This is a genomic window from Streptomyces sp. NPDC055400, from assembly GCF_053644375.1.
The window spans coordinates 334,392-350,882 of record NZ_JBSHLM010000012.1; the positions used below are offsets into that span (position 1 = coordinate 334,392).

14 protein-coding genes and 1 pseudogene are annotated in these 16,491 nt (G+C 72.7%); 7 read left to right on the forward strand and 8 right to left on the reverse strand.

Annotation, left to right across the window (positions count from 1 at the left end):
* Positions 1-10: 10 nt before the first annotated feature.
* Together ACWIGU_RS30150 and ACWIGU_RS30155 are read right to left on the reverse strand one after the other, a co-directional pair.
* A complete protein-coding gene (locus tag ACWIGU_RS30150; protein ID WP_454404845.1) occupies positions 11-2,380 on the reverse strand; it encodes an ATP-binding cassette domain-containing protein in 2,370 nt (789 codons plus the stop codon).
* Between the two features lie 59 nt (positions 2,381-2,439).
* Positions 2,440-3,453, reverse strand: a complete 1,014-nt coding sequence (locus ACWIGU_RS30155; protein WP_454404846.1) for an LLM class flavin-dependent oxidoreductase — start codon at positions 3,451-3,453, stop codon at positions 2,440-2,442.
* 50 nt (positions 3,454-3,503) lie between these two features.
* Here ACWIGU_RS30155 and ACWIGU_RS30160 point away from each other — a divergent pair, with 50 nt between their 5' ends.
* Entirely contained in the window at positions 3,504-4,001 is a 498-nt protein-coding gene (locus ACWIGU_RS30160; protein ID WP_454404870.1) for a phosphatase domain-containing protein, read from the forward strand.
* Between the two features lie 89 nt (positions 4,002-4,090).
* On the opposite strand, the gene ACWIGU_RS30165 is transcribed toward ACWIGU_RS30160, so the two are convergent.
* Positions 4,091-4,306, reverse strand: a complete 216-nt coding sequence (locus tag ACWIGU_RS30165) for a dodecin (RefSeq protein ID WP_454404847.1) — start codon at positions 4,304-4,306, stop codon at positions 4,091-4,093.
* Positions 4,307-4,518: 212 nt separating this feature from the next.
* On the opposite strand from ACWIGU_RS30165, the gene ACWIGU_RS30170 reads away from it, so the two are divergent.
* Positions 4,519-5,823: an extracellular solute-binding protein gene (locus tag ACWIGU_RS30170; RefSeq protein WP_454404848.1), complete on the forward strand. Its 1,305-nt coding sequence runs from the start codon at positions 4,519-4,521 to the stop codon at positions 5,821-5,823.
* A gap of 29 nt (positions 5,824-5,852) precedes the next feature.
* On the opposite strand, the gene egtD is transcribed toward ACWIGU_RS30170, so the two are convergent.
* From egtD to egtA, 4 genes are read right to left on the reverse strand one after another with little or no spacing between them, the layout of a single operon-like run.
* Complete coding sequence (egtD, locus tag ACWIGU_RS30175) at positions 5,853-6,815, reverse strand: L-histidine N(alpha)-methyltransferase (protein ID WP_454404849.1); 963 nt, start codon at positions 6,813-6,815, stop codon at positions 5,853-5,855.
* Complete coding sequence (egtC, locus tag ACWIGU_RS30180; protein WP_454404850.1) at positions 6,812-7,567, reverse strand: ergothioneine biosynthesis protein EgtC; 756 nt, start codon at positions 7,565-7,567, stop codon at positions 6,812-6,814. Before egtC ends, egtD begins: the two co-directional genes overlap by 4 nt.
* A complete protein-coding gene (egtB, locus tag ACWIGU_RS30185) occupies positions 7,567-8,901 on the reverse strand; it encodes an ergothioneine biosynthesis protein EgtB (RefSeq protein ID WP_454404851.1) in 1,335 nt (444 codons plus the stop codon). Before egtB ends, egtC begins: the two co-directional genes overlap by 1 nt.
* On the reverse strand, positions 8,898-10,190 hold the full coding sequence (egtA, locus tag ACWIGU_RS30190; RefSeq protein ID WP_454404852.1) for an ergothioneine biosynthesis glutamate--cysteine ligase EgtA: 1,293 nt from the start codon (positions 10,188-10,190) through the stop codon (positions 8,898-8,900). The genes egtB and egtA overlap by 4 nt, the downstream gene beginning before the upstream one ends.
* Before the next feature lie 216 nt (positions 10,191-10,406).
* On the opposite strand from egtA, the gene ACWIGU_RS30195 reads away from it, so the two are divergent.
* Positions 10,407-11,264: a TIGR02452 family protein gene (locus tag ACWIGU_RS30195; RefSeq protein WP_454404853.1), complete on the forward strand. Its 858-nt coding sequence runs from the start codon at positions 10,407-10,409 to the stop codon at positions 11,262-11,264.
* Here ACWIGU_RS30195 and ACWIGU_RS30200 read toward each other — a convergent pair.
* Positions 11,239-11,697 (reverse strand): type II toxin-antitoxin system PemK/MazF family toxin, encoded by a 459-nt coding sequence (locus ACWIGU_RS30200; protein ID WP_100593005.1) that lies wholly within the window; start codon positions 11,695-11,697, stop codon positions 11,239-11,241. The genes ACWIGU_RS30195 and ACWIGU_RS30200 overlap by 26 nt on opposite strands.
* 71 nt (positions 11,698-11,768) lie before the next feature.
* Between ACWIGU_RS30200 and ACWIGU_RS30205 the strand changes: the two genes are divergently transcribed.
* The 4 genes and pseudogenes from ACWIGU_RS30205 (at position 11,769) to ACWIGU_RS30220 (ending at position 16,348) form a co-directional block, all read left to right on the forward strand.
* Positions 11,769-12,689 (forward strand): glycosyl hydrolase family 18 protein, encoded by a 921-nt coding sequence (locus tag ACWIGU_RS30205; protein ID WP_454404854.1) that lies wholly within the window; start codon positions 11,769-11,771, stop codon positions 12,687-12,689.
* A gap of 241 nt (positions 12,690-12,930) precedes the next feature.
* Positions 12,931-13,631: pseudogene (locus ACWIGU_RS30210) on the forward strand (RNA-guided endonuclease InsQ/TnpB family protein); the annotation flags it as partial.
* A gap of 123 nt (positions 13,632-13,754) precedes the next feature.
* Complete coding sequence (locus ACWIGU_RS30215; protein WP_454404855.1) at positions 13,755-14,798, forward strand: LacI family DNA-binding transcriptional regulator; 1,044 nt, start codon at positions 13,755-13,757, stop codon at positions 14,796-14,798.
* 113 nt (positions 14,799-14,911) lie between these two features.
* The gene (locus tag ACWIGU_RS30220; RefSeq protein WP_454404856.1) at positions 14,912-16,348 is read left to right on the forward strand and encodes an aldehyde dehydrogenase family protein; all 1,437 of its coding nucleotides are present in this window, start codon (positions 14,912-14,914) and stop codon (positions 16,346-16,348) included.
* Positions 16,349-16,491: the final 143 nt, after the last annotated feature.

The following is a 16,491-nucleotide window of genomic DNA, read 5'->3' on the forward strand; positions in this document are numbered from 1 at the left end:
GCCCGCAGGTTCAGGACCGCGCTTCCGGCACAGCGCCCGGCGGAAGGGCACGGGCGAGATAGGGAGCCGTAGCGCTCCCGCTCGCCCGCGCCACCTCCGTCGGCGGCCCCGCGGCGACGATCCGGCCGCCCGCGTCGCCGCCGCCCGGCCCCAGGTCGATCACCCAGTCCGCGCCCGCGACCACCGCCATGTCGTGCTCGACGACCACCACGGTGTGCCCGGCGTCGACGAGCCCGTGCAACTGCCGCATCAGAACGTCGACATCGGCCGGATGCAGACCGGTCGTCGGCTCGTCGAGCAGATACAACGTGGGACCGCGCCGCCCGCGCTGCAACTCGCTCGCCAGCTTGATTCGCTGGGCCTCCCCGCCGGAGAGCTCGGTGGCGGGCTGCCCGAGCCGCAGATAGCCGAGCCCGACATCGAGCAGCGTGCCGAGGCTGCGCGCCACGGCCGGAGTGTCCGCGAAGAACTCCGCCGCGCTCTCCACCGTCAGATCGAGGACCTCGGCGATGGTCCGCCCCCGGTAGGTGACCTCCAGCGTCTCGGCGTTGTAGCGCGCGCCGCCGCAGTCCGGGCAGGGTGCGTACGTGCTCGGCAGGAAGAGGAGCTCGACGCTGACGAAGCCCTCGCCCTGGCACGTCTCGCACCGGCCGCCGGCCACGTTGAACGAGAAGCGCCCCACGCCGTACTTGCGGGCCTTCGCCTCGTCGGTGGCCGCGAACACCTTGCGTACGACGTCGAACAGGCCCGTGTATGTGGCCAGGTTGGAGCGCGGGGTGCGCCCGATCGGCTTCTGGTCGACGACCACGAGGCGGCCCACGCCCTCCAGGTCCTCGGTGATCGAGCCGATGAGCGTGGACTTCCCGGACCCGGAGACGCCGGTGACGGCCGTGAACGTGGACAGCGGTACGTCCACGGACACGTTGCGCAGATTGTGCCGGGTCACCGGGCCGACCTTCAGCCGGCCGCGCGGCTCCCGCACCGTGCGCACGGGCACGCGCTCGCGGCCGAAGAGGAAGCGGGCCGTCGCCGACTCCGCGACGGACGCGAGGTCCGCGACGGGGCCGCTGTGCAGGACGCGGCCGCCGTGCTCGCCCGCGAGCGGGCCGACGTCGACGAGCCAGTCGGCCTTGCGGACGACATCCATGTGGTGCTCGACGACGAACACCGAGTTGCCGGCCGCCTTGAGCCGGTCGAGGACGGTGAGGAGCGACTCCGTGTCGGCCGGGTGCAGGCCCGCCGACGGCTCGTCGAGCACGTAGATCACGCCGAAGAGTCCGGAGCGCAACTGCGTGGCCAGGCGCAGGCGTTGGAGCTCACCGGCGGACAGCGTGGGTGTGGCACGGTCCAGACTGAGATAGCCCAGGCCGAGCTCGGCGACGGTGGCGATCCGGGCCAGGAGGTCGCCGGTGAGGACCCGCGCCGTCTCCGAGGCGTCGCCGGGGGCGTCGAGGATCTCCGCCAGGTCCGCGAGCGGCAGACGCGCGAGATCGGCGATCGTCCGTCCGCCGAACGTCACCGCGAGCGACTCGGCCCGCAGCCGCGCCCCACCGCACACCGGACACGGCGCGCTGTCGAGGAACCGCTCGGCCTTCGTCCGCAGCGTCTGGCTCTTGGAATCCGCGAACGTCTTGAGCACGTAGCGGTTCGCGCTCATGTACGTGCCCTGGTAAGGGCGTTGGATCCGGCCCGCGTCCCGCACGGGGTGCACGGTGACGACGGGCTGGTCGTCCGTGAACAGGATCCAGTCGCGTTCGCCCTGAGGCAGTTCACGCCAGGGCCGGTCGACGTCGTACCCGAGGGCGTCCAGGACGTCGCGCAGGTTCTTGCCCTGCCAGGCACCCGGCCACGCGGCGATCGCGCCCTCGCGCAGGGACAGCGACGGGTCGGGTACGAGGAGCGCCTCCGTCGTGCGGTGCACCACGCCGAGCCCGTGACATTCGGGGCACGCCCCCGCTGCCGTGTTCGGCGAGAAGGCGTCGGAGTCGAGCCGCTCCGCGCCGGGCGGGTAGTCGCCCGCGCGCGAGAACAGCATGCGCAGCGAGTTCGAGAGCGTCGTCACCGTGCCGACGGAGGACCGCGAGGTGGGGGAGGAGCGGCGCTGCTGGAGCGAGACGGCCGGCGGAAGCCCGGTGATCTCGCCGACCTTGGGCGCACCGACCTGGTGGATGAGCCGGCGCGCGTACGGGGCCACGGACTCGAAGTAGCGGCGCTGTGCCTCGGCGTAGATGGTGCCGAAGGCGAGCGAGGACTTCCCGGAGCCGGAGACCCCCGTGAAGACGGCGAGCACGTCGCGCGGGATGTCCACGTCGACGCCCCGCAGATTGTGCTCACGGGCACCCCGCACACGGACGAACGGATCGTGGTCGGGCTCGTGCATGGGGCGGGCTCCGTAGGGCGCTGGATGTGCTGTCACGCGAGGGGGCAAACCCCACGATTCTAGGCCCGGCGCAGCCCCGCGACCCGGGCGAGCCCGCGGTAGGACTCCAGGAGGCCCTCGCGGTCGTACGAGCTGGTCGTGACCAGGACCTCCTGCGCGCCGCTCTCCTTGATCAGGGTCTCCAGCCCGTCCGCGACCTGGTCCTGCGTGCCCGCGATGTGGCCGCGCAGCCCGGACTCGTAGAAGTCCCGCTCCTTCGCCGTCATCGTCAGCGCCTCCACGCGCTCGGCGGGCGGCAGCGGCGGGAACGTGCCGTGGGTGCGGGAGTACGCCATCGACCAGGCCTCCGGGACCAGCAGGCGGTGGGCCGCCTGCGGACTCCCGGCGACCGCGATCGTCCCCGAGACGACGACGTACGGCTCGCCCGCCCACGCGGACGGCCGGAACGCGGCTCGGTAGTGGTCGATTCCGCGCAGCATCTTCTCGCGGTTCCTGAGGTCGCCGATCACCATCGGGACTCCGGCCTCGGCGGCGATCGTCGCGCCCTCGCCCATGGCAAGCACGAACGGCGGGACGGCCAGCCCGTCCGAGGGGCGTGCGCGTACCCCGGTCGCGGAGGTCCCCCGGAAGAAGCCGAGCAGTTCGGCGAGCTGCGCCGCGAAGTCGTCCGTGCCGGCGGCATCCTTGTCCCGCCCGAGCGCCTTGCGTACCCCGCCGGTGAAGCCCACCGAACGGCCGAGACCCATGTCGATCCGCCCGGGGAACAGCGACTCCAGGACCCCGAACTGCTCGGCCACCACCAGGGGTTGATGGTTGGGCAGCATCACGCCGCCGGTGCCGACCCGGATCGTGCGGGTGGCGGCCGCGACCGCCGCGGCGAGCACGGTCGGCGCGGACCCCGCGACGCCCGGCACCCCGTGGTGCTCCGACACCCAGACGCGGTGATAGCCGAGCGCGTCCAGCTCGCGCGCGAAGCGCACGGTGTCGCGCAGCGCCGAGGGCCCGTCGTGCCCCTCACGGGTGCGCGAACGGTCGAGGACGGAGAACCGGGTCGATGCGATCACTGAGCTCACACACCGTTCAACGCCTGTGCCTCTTCAGGATTCCCTACGCTCGGCGTGTGATCGGCAACAGCAGACCTCTCGCCAGGCCCCTGGCCGTGTTCGACCTCGACAACACCCGCGCCGACACGGCCCACCGGCAGCGCTTCCTGGAGCGCACCCCGCGTGACTGGTCGGCCTTCTTCGGGGCCGCGCCCGAAGATCCGCCGCTCGCGCGCGGCGTCGAGCCGGCCCTGGAGAGCGCCCTCGAGCGCGAGGTCGTCTACCTCACGGGCAGGCCGGAGCGGTGCCGTGCCGACACGGTGGCCTGGCTCGCCGGACAGGGCCTGCCCGAGCGGCGCGTCCGGATGCGCCGCAACGACGACCGCAGGCCCGCGCGCCGCACCAAACTGGAGACGCTGCGCACGCTCTCCCGCGGCCGCGAGGTGCGCATGCTGGTCGACGACGACCAGCTCGTGTGCGACGAGGCCGAACGGGCGGGCTTCACCGTCGTACGCGCCCGCTGGGCGAGCGGTTCCGAGGCGCTGAAGGACGCCCAGGAGCGCGCGGGGCGGACCTGAGCGGACCCGGCATGCGGGTTCGGGGCCGGAGCTGAGCGGACTCTGCACGCGGGTTCAGAGCCGGAACTGAGTGGCCCCGGCGCGCACGCTCAGGCCTCGTCCTCCAGCCGGAAGCCGACCTTCAGGCCGACCTGGTAGTGCTCGATCTGCCCGTTCTCGATGTGGCCGCGTACCTGGCACACCTCGAACCAGTCCAGGCCGCGCAGCGTCTGGGAGGCGCGGTCGATGCCATTGCGGATGGCCTGGTCGACGCCCTCCTGGGAGGTGCCGACGATCTCTGTGACCCGGTACGTGTGATTGGACATGAAGGCCTCCTCGGCCCGTGCGGTGGACGTCCCTCCACGGTGCCTCAGGTCACCGTGGACCGCGAGCGAGAGCGCAGATGTTCGACTTACCCGCCGTCACCCCCTTGACCGTTCGATTGGTCCATACCAAAATCCAGCCACACCCGTGCGAGCGTCACGCTCACCCCCACGTCGGGCCTCCCCTCCCTGTCCGCAGGCAGAAAGTGACCCACGTGAAGTACCGCCGTGCCGCCGCGTCCCTCGTCCCCCTCGCCCTCGTGTCCGCCTCGCTGCTCACGGGCTGCGGCTATCTGCCAGGAGCGGGCGACGAGGAGCGCACGGTGACCGTCTGGCTGATGAAGGACAGCGCGTCGGACGCGTTCCTCAATCGGTTCACCAAGAGCTTCGAGGACAAGAACCCCGGCCTGCGCCTGGACATCCGTATCCAGGAGTGGACCGGCATCGGCGAGAAGGTGAGCGCGGCCCTCACCCAGGACAAGGGCGCCACGGCCAGCGGCGACGCGGCGGACGGACCGGCGCCCGACGTCATCGAGGTCGGCAACACGCAGGTGCCCCAGTACGTCGACGAGGGCGGACTGCTCGACCTCAGCCTGGAGTCCGCGCGCGACTTCGGCATGGAGGAGTGGCTGCCCGGACTCGCCGAACCCGGCATGTTCCACTCGCACCAGTACGGCATCCCCTGGTACGCGGCCAACCGAGTGGTGATCTACAACAAGGACCTGTTCGCCAAGGCGGGCATCAAGAGGCCGCCCCGCACCCGCGCCGAGTGGCTCGACGACACACGGCGTCTCAACGCCCATGGTGACCAGGGCATCTACCTGGCCGGCCAGGACTGGTACACGCTCGCCGGATTCATCTGGGACGAGGGCGGCGACCTCGCCACGGAGGACGGCGGCATCTGGGAGGGCAGCCTCCAGTCACCGGCGGCCCTGCGCGGCATGGAGTTCTACCGGCAGCTCCAGGCGCTCGGCCACGGGCCCAAGGACGCCGACGAGGAACACCCTCCGCAGTCGGGCGAGTTCGCGAAGGGCGACGTCGGCCAGATCGTCGCCGTGCCCGGCGTCGCCCAGGCCGTCGAGCAGCAGAACCCCGAACTCAAGGGAAAGCTGGGCTACTTCCCGATCCCCGGCAAGACGGCGGCCAAGCCCGGGTCCGTCTTCACCGGCGGCTCCGACCTGGTCGTGCCCGAGAACACCGACGACCGCGACGGAGCCGTCGCGGTCGTCAAGGCCCTGGTCGGCGAGAAGTGGCAGAAGGACCTGGCCAGGACCATGAACTACGTGCCCAACAAGACGACGCTCAGCGAAGCCGTCGCCGCCGAGCCGGGCGTGGCCGCGATGGCGGCGGGCGCCGCACGCGGCCGGGCCACGCCCGTGTCCCCGCTGTGGGCGAGGGTCGAGGCCGACAACCCGATCAAGGCGTACATGTCGAAGGTGCTCGCCGGGGCCGACCCGGCCGAGGCGGCCGGGGCGGCTTCCCGGCGGATCACCAAGGAGCTGGACGCCAGCGGACCGTGACCCGCCGCCCGCTACGGGGTCCGGGGCCGTCAGTCCACGAGGCTGAGCGAGAGCGCGAAGCGGTTCTGCGCGTCCGTCCACCAGTGCGTCATGCGCAGCCCCGCGCCCGCCAGTTCGGCCCGCACGCCCTCCTCGCGGAACTTCGCCGAGATCTCCGTGCGGATCTCCTCCCCGTCCTCGAAGTCGACCGCGAGGCCGAGCGCCGGGATCTTGACGGTCTGTGCGGCCGTGGAGCGCAGCCGCATCTCGATCCACTCGTTGTCCGCGTCCCACAGGGCGACGTGCTCGAAGGCGCCCGGGTCGAAGTCGGCGCCCAGGTCGCGGTTGATGACACTGAGCACGTTCTTGTTGAACGCGGCCGTCACGCCCGCCGCGTCGTCGTACGCCGCGACGAGGACCGACTCGTCCTTCACCAGGTCCGTGCCGAGCAGCAGCATGTCGCCGGGCCGCAGCAGGGCGCGTACGGAGGTCAGGAACGCGGCGCGCTCGGCCGGCAGAAGGTTGCCGATCGTGCCGCCGAGGAACGCGGCCAGGCGCGGCCCCGGAGTGTCCGGCAGGGTGAGTCCGAGCGTGAAGTCGGCGATCAGCCCGTGGATGTCCAGCCCGGGCCGCTCGGCGCCGAGCGCCTCGGCGGCGCCCCGCAGCGCGCTCTCGCTGACGTCCACGGGGACGTACGTCTCCAGGACCGGCAGGTCGTCGAGCAGATGGCGGGTCTTGTCCGACGAGCCGGAGCCCAGCTCGACGAGGGTGCGGGCGCCGGTGGCGTCGGCGATCTCCTGCGAGCGGGCCAGCAGGATCTCCCGCTCGGCGCGCGTCGGGTAGTACTCGGGCAGCGTCGTGATCTCGTCGAACAGCTCGCTGCCGCGCGCGTCGTAGAACCACTTGGGCGGCAGCGTTTTCGGCGTGCCGGTCAGGCCGCTGAGGACATCGGCGCGCAGGGCGGCGCCGGTGGCGTCCTCGGGCAGGGTGCGGGTCAGCTGGTACGGGCTCACGCGGAGGGCTCCTTGAGCGGGGTCAGAAGGACGTCGGTGCGGCTCGCGGCGAGCAAGGTGCGGTCCGGCACCTCGCGCCAGTGCGGATCGTCGTCGTACGGCTCGGAGGCGACGACGGTGCTGCGGCCGGGTTCGGTGAGATACCAGAGGCTGTCGCCCCAGGCGGTCGCGGTGATCGTCTCTCCATCGGTGAGGAGCAGGTTGAGCCGTGATCCGGGTGCGGCCTCGGCGACTTCGAGGACGGTGTCGGCGAGGGCCTGCCCCTGGTCGTCGCCCGAGCGCAGCCGGTACAGCAACAGAGCCCAGACGAACGCCGAGTCGCAGCGGGCCTCCAGGGACAGCAGGTCGACGGGCGGCACCGCTGTGGTGAGCGGGGCGAGCGAGCGCGGCCAGCCCTTCACCGCGCCGTTGTGGGAGAACAGCCACGGGCCGGAGCCGAACGGCGCCGCCGCTGCCTCGCCGTCCGCGCCGCCGAGCGTGGCGTCGCGGACCGCGGCGAGCACGGCCCCCGAGCGCACGACCCGGGCGAGGTCGGCGAACGACTGGTCACCCCAGATCGGTCCTGCCCTGCGGTAGCGCGCGGGCACCGGGTCCCCGTCCGCGTACCAGCCCACGCCGAAGCCGTCGGCGTTCACGGTGCCGTGCCGCTGGCGGCGCGGTTCCCAGGACTGGCGCAGCAGGCTGTGCGGCGGCGCCACGAGCACGTCGCCGAGCGGCACCGCAGGGCCCAGATAGGCCAGCTGCCGGCACATCAGGCACCCTCCCCGTCGCGCGCCGTGCGGAAGCCCGCGAAGATCTGCCGGCGCACCGGATAGTCCCAGTTGCGGAACGTGCCGCGGCAGGCCACCGCGTCCACGGCGAACGAGCCGCCGCGCAGCACCTTGTGGTCCGGGCCGAAGAACACCTCCGAGTACTCCCTGTACGGGAAGGCCACGAACCCCGGGTACGGCAGGAAGTCGCTCGACGTCCACTCCCACACGTCGCCGATCAACTGCCGTACGCCCAGCGGGGATTCACCGGCCGGGTAGCTGCCCGCCGGGGCCGGGCGCAGGTGGCGCTGGCCGAGGTTGGCGCGCTCCGGCGTCGGGTCCGCGTCGCCCCACGGGTAGCGCATCGACCGCCCGGACGCGGGATCAAAGCGGGCCGCCTTCTCCCACTCGGCCTCGCTGGGCAGGCGCCGCCCCGCCCAGCGCGCGTACGCGTCGGCCTCGTACCAGCTGACGTGCACGACGGGCTCGTCCGGCGGGACCACCTCGGTCACCCCGAAGCGGCGCCGCAGCCACTGCCCTGCCTCACGCCGCCAGAACAGCGGCGACCGCAGGCCGTTGTCCCGCACCAGCGCCCAGCCTTCGGGCGTCCACCAGCGGGAGCTGTCGTAGCCGCCGTCCTCCATGAAGGCCAGGTACGCGCCGTTCGTGACCGGCGCCGTGTCGATGTGGAACGGCGGGACGAGGCGCGCGTGCGCGGGCCGCTCGTTGTCCAGCGACCACGGCTCGGCGGTCGTACCCATCGTGAACGGGCCGCCGGGCACCAGGACTTCGGACGGTCCACGGAACGCCGGGGAGACGGGGCCGGGGTCCGGGGCCGTCAGGACCGCCGCGCCCGACCGGAGCTGATGGGTGATCAGCATCGTCTCGTCATGCTGCTGTTCGTGCTGGGCGATCATCCCGAAGGCGAACCCCGCCTCGGTGAGCCGGGTGCCGTGGAACGGCGTGCTCTCCAGGACGTCGAGCGCGCGGCCCCGCACCTCGGCCGCGTAACCGCGCGCCTCCTTGGGCGCGAGCAGCGGCAGCTTGGGCCGCTCGGAGCGCGGGTGCTCGAAGGCGTCGTACAGCGGGTCGATCTCCGGGCGCATCGCCTCGCGGCCCGCGACCGCGCGCAGGAGCCACTGCTCCTCCTGGTTGCCGATGTGCGCCAGGTCCCACACCAGCGGCGACATCAACGGTGAGTGCTGCGCGGTCAGTTCGGGCCCCTCGACGCAGCTCGTGAGCAGCGTCGTGCGGTCCCTCGCGGTGAGCAGCGCGGTCCGCGCGCGCTCCCGCAGCGCCTCGGGGTCCGGGGCGGTGTCTTGGCTCTGTGCGGTCATGAGGTGACGGTCCTCCCGGGGGCGGGGGCATCGATGTGGTCGAGCACGTCGTCGGCGGGGCACCGGCCGCGCACGACATAGCGGTCCATGAAGGCGGAGACGGCGGCGAGCACCCTGGGCGACGCGCCGAGCCTCGGCAGCGCGTCGAGCGCCGCCGCGAAGCACGCGACGGCCGCCTCGGCGAGCTCGGGGTCCGAGGGCCCGTGCCGCGCCGCGTCGCGCCACAGCTGATTGTGCGGCGCGGGCAGCGGGCCCGCCCGTTCGGACAGCGGCTTCACGGTGCGGTACGCGGTCTCGGCGGCCTCCGGGTCGTCGAACAGCGCGGTCGTCACGGCGAGCGGCACGATCCAGCCGTCGTCGCCCGGCTGCGCGTCGATCATGCGCAGTTCGAGGTGGCCGCGCGGGCGAACCGGAGGGAACAGGGTGGACAGGTGGTACTCGACGTCACCGCGCGTGGCGGGCCGGGGCCCACCGGTACGCAGCCACGTCCGCAGGGACATGCCGTCGGGCACGTCCCAGGGCCCGCTGTCCTTGCGGACGCACATCACCGGCGCGTCCAGGACGTGCCGGACCCAGGCCTCGCGCGGCTCCACGTCGAGGGGCGGTGCCCCGGACCTGCCGGGGTCGATCTCCTCCCACACCGCCTGGCGGGTGGAGCGCCAGCCGGTCGGACGCCCGCACAGCATCGGTGAGTTGGCGAACGCGGAGACCAGGACGGCGCCGAGCAGATGCGAGAGCCGCCACCGTCTGCCGTGGCCGAGCGGCCCGGGCTCCTCGTACCCGGAGTCGAGGCAGACCTGCACCGACGCCGACGAGCACATCATGGCGCGGCCCGCGGGTCCGGTCCGGTCGAACCAGGACTCCATGGCGTCGTAGCGCGGCTCGTGGAGCAGCCGCCGCGGCGGGCGCCAGGGATCGGTGCCGAGGCCGGTCAGCGCGAGGCCACGGGCGGCGAGCGCGGTGCGGACCGCCGTCAGATCGGCCGAGACGGCCGAGACGCAGTCCATGAGCGATGAGGCGGGCAGGGAGCTGAGCTCCAGCTGGCCGCCGGGTTCCACGGTGAGCGCCGAGCTGAGGGGCAGGGCGCCCAGTGCGGCGTACGCCGCGTCGAGCCGTTCGGGTGACAGGGGGAGCCGCGGCCTGCGCGGCTCGTGAACGAGCCATTCCACCTCGACACCCACGGTGCGAGGCGGTCCGGTCTTGAAGCAGATCCCGCGGACCAGCGCCTCGACCTCGGCCTCGGTGACCAGGGCCGCCGTGCCGAGCTCCGTACAGTCTCCTTCGGGCATGTTCAGGATCCTCCTGATCAGTTCGCCTTCATCGTCCCCGGTGGGGGCCGTGCCGTCGACTCGACGGGGATGGGCCGGGCCGGGGCAGTGCTCGTACCACCCAAAACCCTCACGGCGAATCGCACAAGAGTGCCCCTCGGACGGTGAAAAACTGTTGCTCGCGGAGTCGCCCGGCGCACATCATGCGTTCATGAGGACGACCACGGGGGAGCGGGCGTGAGCGCCCGGCTGCGGGGGATCGCGCAGCAGACGGAGGAGATCGTCGCGGCGGGGCGGTACACGGCGCCTGGCGGCGCGGTGGTGCCGATCGCGGACGCGGTGGCGGCAGCGCGGGACGCGACCCGCACGTACGGCCCGGCCCCGGTCGAGGTGCCCGAGCCGGGCCGGCCCGCGGATACGGCCGTCGAGGTCACCGGCGAGTCCAGCCTGGAGGCCGCGCACCGTCTGGTGACCGCCGGTCAAGGCCCGGTCGCTGTCCTGAACTTCGCCTCGGCCCGCAATCCCGGCGGCGGCTATCTCAACGGCGCACAGGCCCAGGAGGAAGCCGTGTGCCGGGCCTCGGCCCTGTACACGTGCCTGCTGCGGGCCCGCGACTTCTACGATCACCACCGCCAGAACCGCGACCCGTTCTACACGGACCGCGTGATCCATTCACCCGGCGTCCCCGTCTTCCGCGACGACCGCGGACGGCTGCTCGACGAGCCGTACGCCGCGGGCTTCCTCACCTCCCCCGCGCCGAACGCGGGCGTCATCCGCCGCAGCGCCCCGGAGCGGGCAGGCGAGATCGCGGGAGCCCTTGCGTCACGGGCCGAGCGGGTCCTGGAGACGGCCGCGGCGCACGGCTACCGGCGCCTCGTGCTCGGCGCCTGGGGCTGCGGGGTCTTCCAGAACGACCCGGCGCAGGTCGCCGCCGCGTTCCGGGCGCTCCTCGACGAGGGCGGCCGGTTCGCGGGCCGCTTCGACCACATCGTGTTCGGCGTCCTGGACCGCACGCCGGACGCACGGACCAGGACGGCCTTCGAGCGGGCCTTCGCGGCCCCGCCGGCGGTCAGCGCCAGCCGTACCGCTCCCTGAGCCGCAGCACCACGAGGTTGAACCGCATGCGGTCCAGGGCGCATGCCTCGCGCCGCATGCCCCGTTCGTGGACCCGAAGGACGCGGTCGATCGCCACCCACGAGTCACGGCCCGCGGTGTCCCACGGCCCGCTGCCGATCGGCACCCACTCTCTGTCGTGGTCGTGCCGCTTGCTCGACAGCTGTACCGCGAGCAGCGTGCCGGCGGCCTCCCTGGCGACGACGAGCACGGGACGGTCCTTGCCGCGGCCGTCGTTCTCCTCGAACGGCACCCACGTCCAGACGATCTCGCCGGGATCGGGGTCGCCGTCGTGGGCGGGCGCGTACTCGGTGCGCACCCGGCCCACCTCGCGCGGCGCGGCCTCGACCGTGGCGGTGGCGCCGGCACGGCCGGGGTGCTCGTGTGCATGCGGGTCATCGATGAAGGCAGTCACGCGGGTCACGTTAGGGCTTGACTGGCCCAACCCGCAGAGCGGGCCCGGCCGGTGGGACACAGGCTCGGCGCATGAAGACCCCCATAACCGCCCGAGTCGTACGACGCCCACGTCGCATACGCCCGGGCCCCCTGTCTCTCCTCGCGCTCACCGGTGCCATCGTCCTCGCGCTGTGCGGCGCCGCCCTCACCTCCGCCCGGGGCGGCGCCGCGCCCCCGCCCCGCACCGTCTCGGCCTGGCTGCCGTACTGGGACCAGGAACGCGCCTACCAGGACGCCCTCACCCACGCGGACCAACTCCGCACCATCAGCCCCTTCTGGTACGCGGCGAAGTCCGCGACCCGCATCGACGGGCACCCCGGAGCGGGGGACCGGCGCATCATCGACGGACTGCACGCAGCGGGCATCCAGGTCGTACCGACCGTCATGGAACAGATGGAGCCCGGCGCCCTCGCGGCCGTCGTCACCAGCCCGGACCGCCGCGCCGAACACATCACGGAACTCCTCGCCCTCGTCCGCAGCCGCGCGTACGACGGGATCGATCTCGACTACGAGAGCATCGCGGCGACCGGTGACGCCACCTACCGCACCGTGGGCGCGGGCTACACCGCGCTCGTGCGTGACCTGTGCTCGGGGCTGCACGCGCTGGGCAAGGTGTGCTTCGCCACCGTCAACCCCGAGACCACCACGACGGGCCGCATCTGGGACTACCGGAGCCTCGGCCAGGCGGCCGACCGCGTACGCATCATGGCCTACAACCTGCACTACGCCACGGGCACTCCTGGGCCGCTCTCCTCCACCGCCTGGTACGACGAGATCCTGCGCCGCGCAACGGCCGAAATCCCCCTGGACAGAATCGAGTTGGGCCTGCCCGCCTACGGCTGGGACTGGGCCGAGTCCGGCGGCGAGGGCGCCCGGCACGTCACCTCGAAGGAGGCGGAGGCCCTGCGCAAGACCGTCGGCGCGCCCTACGGGCTCGACCCGGCCTCGTAGACCCCGCACTTCACGTACCAGGAGGACGGCACCGTCCGCACCGTCTGGTATCAGGACGCGCGCGGCACCGAGGCGCACCTGCCCGTGCTGCGGCGCTACGGGGTGTGCAACACGGTGCTGTGGGCCCTCAACTTCGAGGACCCGGGCCTGTGGGCGGTGCTGGCCCGGGGTGCGTGACCCGTTCCTCTTCACCGTTGAACTCGATCAGGTCCGTAGCGAACAGCAAGTGTGGGTGCAGGTTGCGATGTGGTTCCTGATCGCCACGTGCGAGGTCCCCGAGGCCGAACTGAACGTCGGCGTCACGGAGTTTCTCGGGGTCGATCTGGGGATCGTGAACATCGCGACCACCTCGGACGGTCAGATCATGGCCGGACGCCGGCTCAATCACGGTCGCCTGCGCGAACGCACCCTGCGTACGAAACTCCAGAAGAAGAACACCCCGTCCGCCAAGCGCCGGTTGAAGAAGCGGCGCCGTAAGGAGGCGCGGCGGGTACGGGACATCAACCACAAGATCGCGAAACATGTGGTGGCCGAGGCAGAACGCACCGGTCGCGGAATCGCCCTGGAAGACCTGACAGGCATCCGCGCACGGGTACGGCTTCGCAAGCCTGGGGGTACCTCCCACGCCCTTAAGGCAGTGGGGGAGGGCCACCCTCCACTCCTGGGCCTTTGCCCAGCTCGGAGAATTCATCGCGTACAAGGCCCGCAAGGCAGGGGTACCCGTGGTGCACGTCGATCCGGCGTACACCTCCCGCACCTGCGCCGAATGCGGGCACATCGACAAGGCGAACCGGGCCAGTCAGGCCCGCTTCGTATGCCGGTCCTGCGGTGTCGTTGCACACGCGGACTGGAACGGCTCCCGCAACATCCGCCACCGTGCGGAGGAGTTGTGGAGATGCGGGGCGCAGTCAACCGCCCCAGCCCCACCCCCGAACACCGGGCATGCGGGATACGGAACTTCGGAACTTCGAACGCTTGAGTGCACGCACGCTAGCGGTCGCGGACCCCGGCCGGTATGCCCGGCCGGGAACACGGTCGCACCCGTCTGGAAAGATGCGGTGCGTCATGGTGCAGATACCGAAGCAGCAGTCCGCCCGCACATCACGGGAGTCCGCCGCGCCGAGCCCGGCGCCGACGAGCGCCGACGTCGCCCGGCTCGCCGGGGTCTCGCGCGCCACCGTCAGCTACGTCCTGAACAACACCAGCGCCGTCAGAATCAGTGAACCCACCCGCCGCCGCGTCCACGAGGCCGCGAAGGAGCTCGGCTACGTGCCGCACGCGGCGGCCCGCAGCCTGCGCGCCGGGCACACCCGCATCGTCCTGATGCCCTCCCCGAGCGTCCCGGCCGGACCGCTCTACAACACGTTCTTCAACGACCTCCAGTGGGCGCTGAGCCGTCTCGACTACACGGTCGTGCAGTACGGCAGCGTCAGTCTGCGCGGCGACGACGCGGCGCGCGCCTGGGCGGAGCTGCGCCCGGTCGCGGTGCTCACACCGCCCGACCTGGGCACCGAGGGCGTCGAGGTGCTCCGCCGCTCCGGTGCCAGGGCCGTCATCACGGTCGGCCCGGAGCGCGCCGAGGGCGCGCACGCGCTGCTCATGGACCACCGTGAGGTCGGCCGCAGCGCGGGCGCCCACCTCGTCGCACGCGGCCGGCGGCGCATCGGCGTCGTCCTGCCGACGGAGCCCGGCCTCGACCACTTCGCGCGGCCGCGCCTGGAAGGCATACGGAACGAGGTCCTCGGTACCGGCGCCGCGGTCTTCGAGCTGCCTCTCGCCTACGACGAGGAGTCGGCCGCCCAACTGGTCCCGAGGATCAGGGAGTTGGAGCTCGACGCCGTGTTCGCGTACAACGACGAGTACGCGATGCTCCTGATGCGGGCGCTCCAGGACGCGGGCGTCGGCATTCCGCAGGAGACGGCTGTCATCGGGGCCGATGATCTGATGCTCGGGCGGCTGCTGCGGCCCCGGCTGAGCACGGTCCGTATCGAGCTGCCGTCCGGGCAGGAGCTCGCCGCGCTCGTCGACCGCCTGGTACGCGACCCGGGCACCGTCACCGAGTCGCACGACATGCTCCGGGCCCGCGTCGTGGCGAGACAGTCGACCTGACGACCGAAGCCCCGCACGGCCCACGCGACTAGGATGTTGCGTGCTCAACAACATGGGCCGGCGCACCGTCCCGCGCGCCGCCCCGGAGATCAGTGACCGATCGGAGATCCGGCATGCCCCTGCTCGACCCGAAGACCTGGCAGGCCCGCCCGCTGTCGGGCGATGAGCACGAGGTCACGGAGCCCGCCACGGGCGATCGCCTCGCCACCGTCACGCTCGCCTCCCCGGACGACGTCCGCACCGCGGCGAAGGCCGCTGCGGCGGCCCAGGGCGACTGGGCCCGGCAGCCCCACTTCGCGCGCGCGGCCGTCCTGCGCCGCGCGGGCGACCTGTTCACCGAGCAGGCCGAGGAGCTGCGCACCTGGCTCGTGCGCGAGTCGGGATCGATCCCGGGCAAGGCCGACTTCGAGCTGCACGTCGCCGCCCAGGAGTGCTACGAGGCCGCCGCCCTCGCGTCCCGGCCCACCGGCCAGGTCCTGCCCAGCGAGGCGCCGCGCCTTTCGTACACACGCCGCGTCCCCGCCGGTGTCGTCGGCGTCATCGCCCCGTTCAACGCCCCGCTCATCCTCTCCATCCGCTCCGTCGCCCCGGCCCTCGCGCTCGGCAACGCCGTCGTCCTCAAGCCGGACCCCCGCACGGCGGTCTGCGGCGGCCTCGCTCTGGCGGCCGTCCTCGCCGCCGCGGGCCTGCCACAGGACGTCCTCCACGTGCTGCCCGGCGGGGCGGACGCGGGCCAGGCGCTCGTCGCCGACCCGGACGTCCCCGTCATCTCCTTCACCGGCTCCACCGGCGCGGGCCGGGCCGTCGGCGAGGCCGCGGGGCGCCACCTCAAGCGCGCGCACCTGGAACTCGGCGGCAACTCCGCCCTGATCGTCCTGGCGGACGCCGACCTCGACGCCGTCATCTCCACCGCGGCCTGGGGCTCCTTCTTCCACCAGGGCCAGATCTGCATGACGACCGGCCGCCACCTCGTCCACGCCTCGCTCTACGAGGAGTACGTCGAACGCCTCGCCGCGAAGGCCGACTGCCTCGCCGTCGGCGACCCGCACCGCGAACAGGTCCACCTCGGCCCCGTCATCGACGCGGCCCAGCTCGCCAAGATCCACGGCCTGGTGGAGGCCAGCACCGCCGCGGGGGCGAAGCTCGCCGCGGGCGGCACGCACCGCGGCCTCTTCTACCGGCCGACGGTCCTCGCGGGCGTCGACGACAGCACGCCCGCATACGCCGAGGAGGTCTTCGGCCCCGTCGCACCCGTCCGGTCCTTCACCGACACCGACGAGGCGGCCGCGCTCGCCGCCGCGAGCCCGTACGGCCTCTCCCTCGGCATCGTCACCCGCGACCCCGCGCGCGGACTCGACCTCGCCGAGCGCATCCCCACCGGCATCGTCCACATCAACGACCAGACGGTGAACGACGAGGCAGTCGCCCCGTTCGGCGGGGTCGCGGCGTCCGGCACGGGCGCCCGCTTCGGCGGCGAGGCGAACATCGAGGCGTTCACCGAGACCCGGTGGACGACGGTGCGCGGCGACGTGGCGGGCTACCCGTTCTGACCCCGCGCACGCGAACGTGAAACGGCCGCCGGGCCCCGACCGAAGGAACGGGCCCGCGGGCGTCGGTGAATGGGTGGCTTCAGGCCAGCGAGGCGCCCCCCCCCTCCACGCCCGCCGTGGCCAGCATCGCGGCCATAGACAAT

Bases quoted from the DNA above. Each gene is read 5' to 3' on its own strand.
- ACWIGU_RS30150 (WP_454404845.1), bottom strand. From the start codon at position 2,380: ATGCACGAGCCCGACCACGATCCGTTCGTCCGTGTGCGGGGTGCCCGT.
- ACWIGU_RS30165 (WP_454404847.1), bottom strand. From the start codon at position 4,306: ATGTCCAATCACACGTACCGGGTCACAGAGATCGTCGGCACCTCCCAG.
- egtC (WP_454404850.1), bottom strand. From the start codon at position 7,567: ATGTGCCGGCAGCTGGCCTATCTGGGCCCTGCGGTGCCGCTCGGCGAC.
- egtB (WP_454404851.1), bottom strand. From the start codon at position 8,901: ATGACCGCACAGAGCCAAGACACCGCCCCGGACCCCGAGGCGCTGCGG.
- egtA (WP_454404852.1), bottom strand. From the start codon at position 10,190: ATGCCCGAAGGAGACTGTACGGAGCTCGGCACGGCGGCCCTGGTCACC.
- ACWIGU_RS30205 (WP_454404854.1), top strand. From the start codon at position 11,769: ATGAAGACCCCCATAACCGCCCGAGTCGTACGACGCCCACGTCGCATA.
- ACWIGU_RS30215 (WP_454404855.1), top strand. From the start codon at position 13,755: ATGGTGCAGATACCGAAGCAGCAGTCCGCCCGCACATCACGGGAGTCC.
- ACWIGU_RS30220 (WP_454404856.1), top strand. From the start codon at position 14,912: ATGCCCCTGCTCGACCCGAAGACCTGGCAGGCCCGCCCGCTGTCGGGC.